Annotated in this window: 2 protein-coding genes and 1 pseudogene; all 3 read right to left on the reverse strand. The window is 70.3% G+C overall.

Features of this window, described 5'->3' with window-relative positions; translation table 11 throughout:
- A partial coding sequence (locus tag FVW27_RS15025) for a class I SAM-dependent methyltransferase (protein WP_243838494.1) occupies positions 1 to 242 on the reverse strand: 242 nt, incomplete at its 3' end.
- A 102-nt stretch (positions 243 to 344) separates the two neighbouring features.
- On the reverse strand, positions 345 to 551 hold the full coding sequence (locus FVW27_RS15030; RefSeq protein ID WP_167126639.1) for a hypothetical protein: 207 nt from the start codon (positions 549 to 551) through the stop codon (positions 345 to 347).
- A gap of 545 nt (positions 552 to 1,096) precedes the next feature.
- Positions 1,097 to 1,631 (reverse strand): annotated as a pseudogene (locus FVW27_RS15035) (hypothetical protein); the annotation flags it as partial.

The raw sequence follows: 1,631 nt of genomic DNA on the forward strand, positions 1-1,631 counted from the left end.
AACAGCTTGTCCCGCCCGCGCTGCAGCATGGGGCGGCAGAAGTCCAGGGCGGGCACGCGGGTGCCGGGGTGCTGGCGCACGATTTCCAGCGAGACGTCCATGGTGCCCGCCGCAAGGTCCAGCACGCGGCCCGTGGGGCCGGGCACCACGTGCCGCACCAGGCGGTAGCGCCAGTACTTGTCCAGCCCGCCGCTGAGCACGCGGTTCAGCAGGTCGTACCAGTCGGCGATGCGGCCGAACATGCCGGAAACGCTGCGGGCGTGCCCGCACGGATCGGGCGCGGAGGCGGCGCCGTCTGCAGCGGCGGCATTCTGGCAGGAGGTGGCGGAACGGTCCATGCGCGCTTACTCCCGCTCCGTTCCGGTGGAGGCCGCCGACACCACGGGGGGCTGGCCGTCGCGCGCGCCGTCGGTGGCGATGGATTCCAGCACCACGCGGTAGATGGAGGGGAACACCTCGCCCAGGCTCGCCGGGGAAACCCGCTGGGTTTCGATGAACTTGACCACGATTTCCTTGGTCACCTGCAGGGCTTCCTTGCGAATCTTGTCCATGTGCGGTCCTTTTGGGTGAGGGCCTTCGAGCGCGTTTCTCTGGTTGCGGTCCGCCGGGCCGCTTCGCGACGGCCCCGCGGCTTTCCCGCACGGGCCGCCACGGGCCTCCACGGGCCGCCATGGGCCGTTTCCGGTGGCAGGGCGGTTGCCCGGCCGCAGGCTGATGCATTGGCCAACGTGCCGACGGAACCCGGCCCGGTACATTTGGCTGGCAAGCGGGCGGCCACGCCGCCGGAAAAAAGAAAACCCGCCCGTGGGGGAATGGTCTCGACCACAGCGGACGAAGACCGGACGGGTGAAAGAGGAATAACCGGTAAGCCATCCCTCTTTTTTCAGGTGTCTATAGCATTGCGGCCCGCGCCCGTCGAGGCCCGGCGGGGCAGGCCTTCCGGCGGGGGGCACGCCGGGCGGCGTATTTGCCGGGGGGGGGGCGGGTCTTGATGAGGGGCACCGCACGCGAAAGGGCGGAACCGGATGACCCGGCCCCGCCCATGAAACAGTCGCGATATTCGCGCGGGCCGCCTGAACCCATCAGGCGGTGGTTTCTACAGGGCTTCGGCCAGCGCGGCGATTTCCTCGCGGATGATCCGCGCGGCGGCGGCAGCGGCGGCCTTGTCCGTCTCGGCCAGCAACGTGACGCGCAGGTCCGCGGCCAGCATGTCCAGGTCGGCCTGGGTGATGCCTTCCGCTTCCATCGCACCGGCCTCGCCAGTGCCTTCGAGGCGTTCACGCAGGGGGGCCAGCCGTTCTTCGATGCGGGCGTCCAGGTCTTCGGACAAGACGGCGCGCACGCGATCCACCAGCGGGGCGAACGGACCGTCCTCACGCGCCAGCAGGGGTTCCAGCAACTCGGCCAGTGTGTCTTCGGAAAGTGCGGGGGCGGCGTCGGCCAGCGATTCCATGGCCGACAGGCGCGTTTCCAGCGCCTCGCGGGCGGCGCGCTCTTCGGCGCGCTGTTCGGCCAGGCTGGCCAGAGAGGCCTCCAGCGCCTCGATGCGCGCGGCGTAGCCAGCGGGGCTGTCCTCTACCTCCGGGACTGCGGGGGAGATTTCCGGGGAAATTTCCGGCTGCGCGGGGGCG

This window comes from Nitratidesulfovibrio liaohensis (assembly GCF_011682075.1).
GTDB classification, from domain to species: Bacteria; Desulfobacterota; Desulfovibrionia; order Desulfovibrionales; family Desulfovibrionaceae; genus Cupidesulfovibrio; species Cupidesulfovibrio liaohensis.

Coding starts and splice junctions, on each gene's coding strand:
- FVW27_RS15030 (WP_167126639.1), bottom strand. CDS start 551: ATGGACAAGATTCGCAAGGAAGCCCTGCAGGTGACCAAGGAAATCGTG.